Source organism: Micromonospora sp. NPDC051300 (assembly GCF_044455315.1).
In the GTDB taxonomy this organism is placed as follows: domain Bacteria; phylum Actinomycetota; class Actinomycetes; order Mycobacteriales; family Micromonosporaceae; genus Micromonospora; species Micromonospora robiginosa.
Genome location: NZ_JBITEP010000061.1, coordinates 1 through 7,462, shown reverse-complemented (window position 1 = coordinate 7,462; position 7,462 = coordinate 1). Strand labels below are relative to the sequence as shown.

Genomic DNA, 7,462 nt, shown 5'->3' with positions numbered 1-7,462 from the left:
CTCGCAGGCGGTGTTGCCGGTGACGTGGGTGAAGGAGACGGTGACGTAGCCGCCGCTGCTGAACAGGCCACCACCGTTCTTCCCGGCCCGGTTGTCGTCCAGCGTGCTCCGCGACGCGTCCTTGCCGTCCCGGGCACCGACGATCTCCACGGTGCCGGCGTCGCGCCGGCCGTGCTCGCCCAGGCCCAGGGCGGTGAGCGCGACCGGCGCACCCTGGCCGCGCCGCCCCTCGCCGCCGTTGGCGACGCCACCACCGCTGCCGGCGGCCGTGTTGCGGTCGACGTGCGACTCCTCGATCGTGAGGAGGCCGTGGTTGACGATGCCACCGCCGTCGCCCTGGGCGTGGTTGCCGACGACGGTGCTCCCCGTCAGCCACACCCGGCCGTAGTTGGCCACCGCGCCGCCGTCGTGCTCGGCGTTGTTTCCGGTGAGCGTCACGTCGGACAGGTGGGCCTTGCCGCCCCGCTCGACCAGCAGCGCGCCGCCGTCGCCCTCGCCCCGTTTCCCGTCCCCGCGGCCCGGGAGTCGGGCCTCGGCGGCGTTCCCGCCGGAGATGGTGAGGTCGTCGAGGGTGAGGTGCCCGCCACCGGCGACGCGGAAGATCCGGAAGGCGTCCTCGGCGTCGCGCGCGATGGTGGAGCCGTTGCCCCTGATGGTGACGTCCTGCGTGATCTCCGGGAGGCCGCCGCCGACCGCGCGGTCCTCGACGCGGAGTTCGTAGGTGCAGTTCTCGGCGAGCTTCAGGGTGCCGCCGTGGTCACGGTTGGCCAGCTCCAGCGCGTCGACCAGGGCGTCGTCGTCGCAGGGGATCTCGCGGGCCCCGCCGTGGTCCTCCTCGCCGCCCCGGTCGTCGCCGTCCTCGCCCGGTCGGGCGCCCCCGTGGGCGTCGTCGCCGTCGCGGGACGCGGCGGCGCGGTTGTCCGCCGCCCGCTCCGGCCCGCCGGCCTTGTCGTCGCGGGCGGCCAGACCACCGAGCGCCGCCAGGCCGACGACGCCGGTCAGCCCGGCCACGCCGGTGGCGACCCAGAGTGCCCGCCGCCTGCTGGTCGGCGGGGTGGCCGTCGGCGGGACTGCCGTCGGCGCGCCGCCGTCGGGTGTCGTTGCCTCGTCGGACATGAGAGCCTTCCGCCCTTTCGGTTTCTCCCCAAACGGATCGGATCGCCCCAGGGGGAGCGAGCGGCTACAAACGGGTGGTAGCCCCTGATCGACACCGTAGGAGAAGGATCCTCGCGAGAAGGCTTTATCAGAAGAAACTACGCGTAAAGGGATGCAAAGCGGCGGGCCCGCACCGTGACGTCGGTGCGGGCCCGCCGAGGACGGTCGGTCGGCCGGAGAGGTCAGCCGGGCAGGCGCGGACCCGCCTCGCGCTGCTCGGCCAGCCAGGTCTCCACCTCGTCGGAGCCCCGCGGCAGCCCGGCCGAGAGGTTCACCGGGCCGTCGGCGGTCACCAGGATGTCGTCCTCGATCCGCACGCCGATGCCGCGCAGCTCCTCGGGGACCAACTCGTCCTCCGGCTGGAAGTAGAGCCCCGGCTCGACCGTCAGCACGTAGCCCTCGCCGAGCGGACCGTCGCGGTAGGTCTCCTTGCGGGCGTTCGCGCAGTCGTGCACGTCCAGGCCGAGCATGTGGCTGGTGCCGTGCAGCGTCCAGCGGCGGTAGACCGTGGAGGCCGGGTCCATCGCCTCGTCCACGCTCACCGGCAGCAGCCCGAGATCCTTGAGCGCCTCGGCCAGCACCCGCATCGACGCGAGATGGACGTCGCGGAACCCGACCCCGGGCCGGCACATGTCGATGCCGGCCTGCTGCGCGGCGTGGACCGCGTCGTAGACCTGGCGCTGCAACGGGGTGAACCGGCCGTCGACCGGCAGGACCCGGGTCACGTCGGCGGTGTAGAGGTTGCGGTTCTCCACCCCCATGTCCATCAGCAGCAGGTCACCCGGACGGGTGGCGCCGTGGTTGTGCACCCAGTGCAGGATCGTGGCGTGCTCGCCGGCCCCGACGATCGAGCCGTAGCCGACGTCGTTGCCGTCGTGCCGGGCCCGCAGCGCGAAGATCCCCTCCAGCAGCCGCTCCGACACCGCCCGGTCGGCCGGCAGCGCCCGCGCCACGTCCTCGAAGCCGCGCACCGTGGCGTCGCACGCCTCCTGGAGCTGAGCGATCTCCCACTCGTCCTTGACCAGCTTCAGCTCGGAGATCGCGATGGCCAGCTCGCGGTCGCGGCCCGGCTGACCCTCGGCCCGCGGCCCGTCGTAGCGGCGCACCGCGGCGTCCACCCGGGCGTCGAAGCCGCGCAGCACCCGGGTCCGCGCCGGGGCCAGCTCGGCCAGCGCCGCGTCCAGCTCGCTCAGGTCGGCCGTCGGCAGGCCCAGCTCGGTCGACTTCTCGCGCAACGTCGGCCGACGGCCCACCCACAGCTCGCCGTGGCGGCTGCGGAAGAACTCGTCGGTCGCCCGCGACGACCGCGGCCGCATGAACAGCGTGGCCTCACCGCCCGGCCGCAGCACCAGGACGCTGTCGGGCTCCATGTCGCCGGTCAGGTACGCGAAGTCGCTGCCCGGCCGGAACCGATGGTCGGTGTCGTTGGCCCGGACCTTCTCGGTGCCGGTGGGGATGACGAGCGTCTCTCCCGGGAATGCCTCGGCCAGCGCGGCCCGCCGCTTGGCGTGGTTGGGCGCCTCCGGGCGCGGGGTGACCGACAGCTCGGTGTCCCGCCAACCCTGCCGCATGAACGACAGGAACGCCTCCGGGAAGTCCGGGTCGTGCGACTCCGTGCCGTCCGCCGGCTTGCCCTGCTGCGTCCGATCCTCGGCCATGATCCGCCCCTCCCTGAGCCTCGTCGCTGGTCCCGACGGTACCGCGCGCACGACGGCGGGGAGTGCCTGCGGTGCCGCGACGGCGGCTTCCGGCGCGTGGAAAGATGGCCGTCATGTGCGGACTCCTGGCCTTCTTCAGCGCGCGCGGCGACGCCGCCGCCCACCGCGACCACATCGCCGGCGCACTGGAGTGCCTGCACCACCGTGGCCCGGACGAGACCGGGGTCGAGGTGGTCGGCGACGCCTCCGGCCGGTACGCGGACGGCGTGTTCGCGCACAAGCGGCTGGCGATCATCGACGTGGCGCTCAGCCACGAGCCCCTGCCCTACGCGGGCGGGCGCTACCTGCTCACCTTCAACGGCGAGATCTACAACTACATCGAGCTGCGCGACGAGCTGATCCGGGACTACGGCGCCCAGTTCGCCACCAACGGCGACGGCGAGGTGATCGTCGCCGGCTACCACTACTGGGGTGAGCAGGTGCTCACCAAGCTGCGCGGCATGTTCGCGTTCGTGATCTGGGACCGGCAGGAGCGGCGGGCGTTCGGCGCTCGCGACTACTTCGGCATCAAGCCGCTGCACTACCTCCAGACCCAGGACGGGCTCTACCTCGCCTCGGAGAAGAAGGCGCTGCTGCCGTTCGCGCACTCCGCCTACCAGGGCGACGCGGGGATCGACACCGCCAACCTGAGCCACTACCTGACCCTGCAGTACGTCCCCGAGCCCGGCACGCTGCACAAGGGGATCAGCCGGATCGGCTCGGGGGAGTACCTCACGTGGAGCCCGGACGGCCGGATCGACGTGCGCCGGTGGTACCGGCCGGTGTTCCGGCCCGCCCCGGTCTCCGACGAGCAGCGGCTCTACCACGACATCCGGGAGACGCTGCGGGAGAGCGTCCGGATGCACATGCGTTCGGACGTGCCGGTGGGCTCGTTCCTGTCCAGCGGCATCGACTCCACCGCCGTGGTGGCGCTGGCCCGGGAGTTCAACCCGAACATCCTCACCTTCACGGTCGGCTACGACGTGCCCGGCTACTCCGAGATCGACGTGGCCCAGGAGTCGGCCCGGCACCTCGACGTGACCACGATCCCGACCAAGATCGGGCCGCAGGACATGATCGACGCGTTGCCGAAGATCGTCTGGCACCTGGACGACCCGGTCGCCGACCCGGCCCTGGTGCCGCTCTACTTCGTGGCGAAGAAGGCCGCCGAGCACGTCACCGTGGTGCTCTCCGGCGAGGGCGCGGACGAGTTCTTCGGCGGCTACACGATCTATCGCGAGCCGCTGTCGCTGAGCGGCGTCAACGGCCTGCCGGACGGCGTGCAGAAGGGTCTGCGCGCGGTCTCCAGGGCGATCCCGCAGGGGGTCAAGGGCAAGAGTTTCCTGGAGCGCGGCACCACCCCGATCGAGCAGCGCTACTACGGCAACGCCCGGATGTTCACCGAGGAGGAGAAGCAGCACCTGCTGCGCCGCTACGACCCCTCGGTGCGCTACACCGACGTGACCGCGCCGATCTACGCCGAGTGCACCGAGCTGGACGACGTCACCAAGATGCAGTACGTCGACCTCTACACCTGGCTGCGCGGCGACATCCTGGTCAAGGCGGACCGGATCTCGATGGCGCACTCGCTGGAGGTCCGGGTGCCGTTCCTGGACCGGGAGGTGTTCAACGTCGCCGCCGGCATCCCGGTCGACCTGAAGCTCCCGCCGCGCTCCGAGGCCACCAAGTACGCCATGCGCCAGGCGTTGCAGGGCGTGGTGCCGCCGGCCATCGTCAACCGCAAGAAGCTGGGCTTCCCGACCCCGACCCGGGTCTGGCTGCGCGGCGAGATGTACGAGTGGGCCCGGCACGTGCTGTCCACCTCGGGCGCCGGCGACCTGATCGACCTGTCGTACGCGATGCGGCTGCTGGAGGAGCACAAGCGGGAGGAGGCGGACCACTCCCGCAAGGTGTGGACCGTGCTGATCTTCTGCATCTGGCACGCCATCTTCGTGGCGAAGACGCTCGACCCGGGCATCCAGCGCAACCAGTCCGCGCTGCTCACCAAGCCGGTCGTGGGCAGCATGGTCCGCTGACCCGGAGCGTGCGGAAGGGCCCCCGGCGTACTGCCGGGGGCCCTTCTCTACTGCGGTGTCACCGACCGGCGCAGGTGACCGTGGGTAGCGTGTTCTGGCCGGAGACGTTCGCGGTGAAGCCGAACGTGGTCCTGCCCTCGGGTGGGACGCTGCCGTTGTAGGAGGCGTTGGTGACCGTCACCGACGCCCCGCTGCCGCTCAGCGTGCCGTTCCACACCTGGTTGATGGTCTGACCGCTGGGCCAGGTCCAGCTCGCGGTCCACCCGGCGAACGTCCGGGTGCTGTGGTTCATGATCTCGACCTCGCCCTGGAAGCCGCCGCCCCAGGCGCTGACCACCTTGTAGACCGCCATGCAGGTGCCGCTGCCGGGCGGCGGCATGGTCGGCGACGAAGTCGGCGTCGGCGTGGGGTTGGTCGGCGTCGGGTTGGGGTTGGTCGGCGTCGGCGTGGGGTTGGTGGGCGTGGGGCCCGGGTTCGTCGGCGTCGGCGTCGGGTTGCCGCCCGAGCCGATGCCGGTGACCTCGCCGTTGCCGCCGTCGAACGTCACGTCGGAGCAGCCGAAGAAGTTCTCCTGGCTGTCCGAGCGGACCCAGCGCGAGTAGATGATGTGCCGGCCGCTCTTGTTGGCCGGCAGGTTGCCGGTGAAGTAGTAGTGGCCGTCGTTGGTGCCCACCGCGCCGCGCTGCGGCGGGTTGGTCACCTGCAGGAACGGCTGCGCCTCCAGATCGCTCCAGGCCAGCGGCCGGGTCGGAGACCAGCTGTCCTTGGTCACGTAGAAGTAGAACGTGCCCGGGTGGTGGGCCCAGTTGCTGTAGCGGTACTCGATCGACCGCCCGGCCGTCAGGTGCGTGACCGGCCAGTCGGTGCGGGCCGCGTCGTAGCCGCTGAAGCCGGGGTTGCCGCCGCTGCACAGCTTGCCGTCGGGGATGAACCCGGTGGTCCGGCCGCCCGCGTCGGAGCGCAACACGCTGAACCAGTTGTAGAGCGAGTTCGCCCCGTTCTCCGCGACTGCCGACGCGCAGGCGGGGTTGTTGGGCCGGATCTCACCGGTGCCGGAGAGGCCGTCCTTCCAACACAGGTAGGTGCGGGCGCCCGGCGTCATGGCCGCGCCGTGCGCGGCGGCCGGGTCGGGCCCGGAGGCCAGGGCGAACGCGCCCACGGCCAGGGTGAGGGCCGCGGTGACGAGCGCGGCCGTACGGGATCGGTGCACGGGAATCTCCTGACTCGCGGAGCGTGGCCCGCTTCGGCCCGCCCCGCTGCGACGAGCGGATGCGATCATCGCGGTGCCCGCGCCCGGCGGTCGGCCGGGGCCTTCGGGGACGCGCACCGCCTGCGGTCCGTGCCACGGACCGGGGATGCCCTCGCGTCGGCTCGACCCGGCGACGCGGCAGCCCACCGCGCCCTCCCGGTAGCGCCATCCCATCACGTCCGGTCGCCGCACGCAATAGCCGTCGGTCGATGCCTTGGGTCGCGTCGCGTCGCCGGTCGCCGTGCGTCAGGATCGGGGGAGGACAACGAGGGGAGCCAGGATGGGGTACGCGGTGGTGCTCGGCGAGGCGCTGGTCGACCTGCTCGACGCCGAGCACGACGGAGAACCCGTCTACCGGCAGGCGGTCGGCGGCGGGCCGCTCAACGTGTCGGTGGCGATCGCCCGCCTCGGCGGGGACGTGCAGTTCGTCGGCTCGCTCGGCGACGACGCGCTGGCCGGCCGGATCCGCGCCTTCCTCACCGCCGCCGGCGTGGGCGTGGCCGGGGCGGTGACCGTGCCCGTGCCGACCGCGCTGGCGGTGGCCACCTTCGCCGGCCCGGAGCCGGAGTTCCGGTTCTACGGCGAGCCGCGCTCGTACGCCCTGCTCGGTCCGGACGACCTGGACGTGGCGCTTGTCGAGGGCGCGGACGTGCTCTACTGCGGCTCGATCGTGCTGCTGGACCCGCCGGTGCTGGCCGCCGCCCGCCGGGCCTGGGCGATCGCCGGCGGGCTGCGGGTGTTCGACCCGAACGTGCGCCCCAGCCTGCTCACCGCGCCCGGCGCGCTCGACGCGCTGCGGGGCGTGGTCGCCGAGTTCGCCGCCGCGGCCCACCTGGTGAAGCTGAGCGCCGCGGACGCCCGGGTGCTCTACCCGGACGAGCCGGTGGCGGGCGTCGCCGCGTACCTGCGGGAGCTGGGCGCGACCACCGTGGTGGTGACGCTCGGCGCGGACGGCGCGCTGGTCGCGGCCGGCGACGACGTGGTGCGGGTGCCCGCGCCGACCGTCGACGCGGTGGACGCCACCGGCGCGGGCGACTCGGTGATGGGCGCGCTGGTGGCCGAGCTGCTCGTCGCCGGCGAGCCGGCCGACGCCGCTTGCTGGCGCGAGCGGGTGGCGTTCGCGCTGCGGGTCGCCGGCCTGGTCTGCGAGTCACCCGGCGGCGCCACCGCCATGCCCACCCGCGCCGCCGTCACCGCCCGCTTCCCGTGAAAGGCGGGGCCCCTTCTTAGAACTCCTAACTCTGGTTGCGTTGGAGTTGGCGCCAGCAGATGAGGGAGCAGGCGAGGCTGAGGAAGGCTTCGTGGATGTCGTCGCGGATTTCCCA

4 protein-coding genes and 1 pseudogene are annotated in these 7,462 nt (G+C 72.6%); 2 read left to right on the top strand and 3 right to left on the bottom strand.

What is annotated here, in order from left to right:
• Together ACIA5A_RS30730 and ACIA5A_RS30725 are read right to left on the bottom strand one after the other, a co-directional pair.
• Positions 1–1,116 (bottom strand): annotated as a pseudogene (locus tag ACIA5A_RS30730) (hypothetical protein); the annotation flags it as partial.
• Between the two features lie 221 nt (positions 1,117–1,337).
• A complete protein-coding gene (locus tag ACIA5A_RS30725) occupies positions 1,338–2,813 on the bottom strand; it encodes an aminopeptidase P family protein (protein ID WP_396768260.1) in 1,476 nt (491 codons plus the stop codon).
• Positions 2,814–2,926: 113 nt separating this feature from the next.
• On the opposite strand from ACIA5A_RS30725, the gene asnB reads away from it, so the two are divergent.
• The gene (asnB, locus tag ACIA5A_RS30720; protein WP_396768258.1) at positions 2,927–4,888 is read left to right on the top strand and encodes an asparagine synthase (glutamine-hydrolyzing); all 1,962 of its coding nucleotides are present in this window, start codon (positions 2,927–2,929) and stop codon (positions 4,886–4,888) included.
• A 58-nt stretch (positions 4,889–4,946) separates the two neighbouring features.
• On the opposite strand, the gene ACIA5A_RS30715 is transcribed toward asnB, so the two are convergent.
• Positions 4,947–6,104: a lytic polysaccharide monooxygenase gene (locus ACIA5A_RS30715; protein WP_396768261.1), complete on the bottom strand. Its 1,158-nt coding sequence runs from the start codon at positions 6,102–6,104 to the stop codon at positions 4,947–4,949.
• A 313-nt stretch (positions 6,105–6,417) separates the two neighbouring features.
• On the opposite strand from ACIA5A_RS30715, the gene ACIA5A_RS30710 reads away from it, so the two are divergent.
• Positions 6,418–7,347 carry a PfkB family carbohydrate kinase gene (locus tag ACIA5A_RS30710; RefSeq protein WP_396768256.1) on the top strand — a complete coding sequence of 310 codons (930 nt, stop codon included), beginning with the start codon at positions 6,418–6,420 and terminating at the stop codon, positions 7,345–7,347.
• The last annotated feature ends 115 nt before the right edge of the window (positions 7,348–7,462 follow it).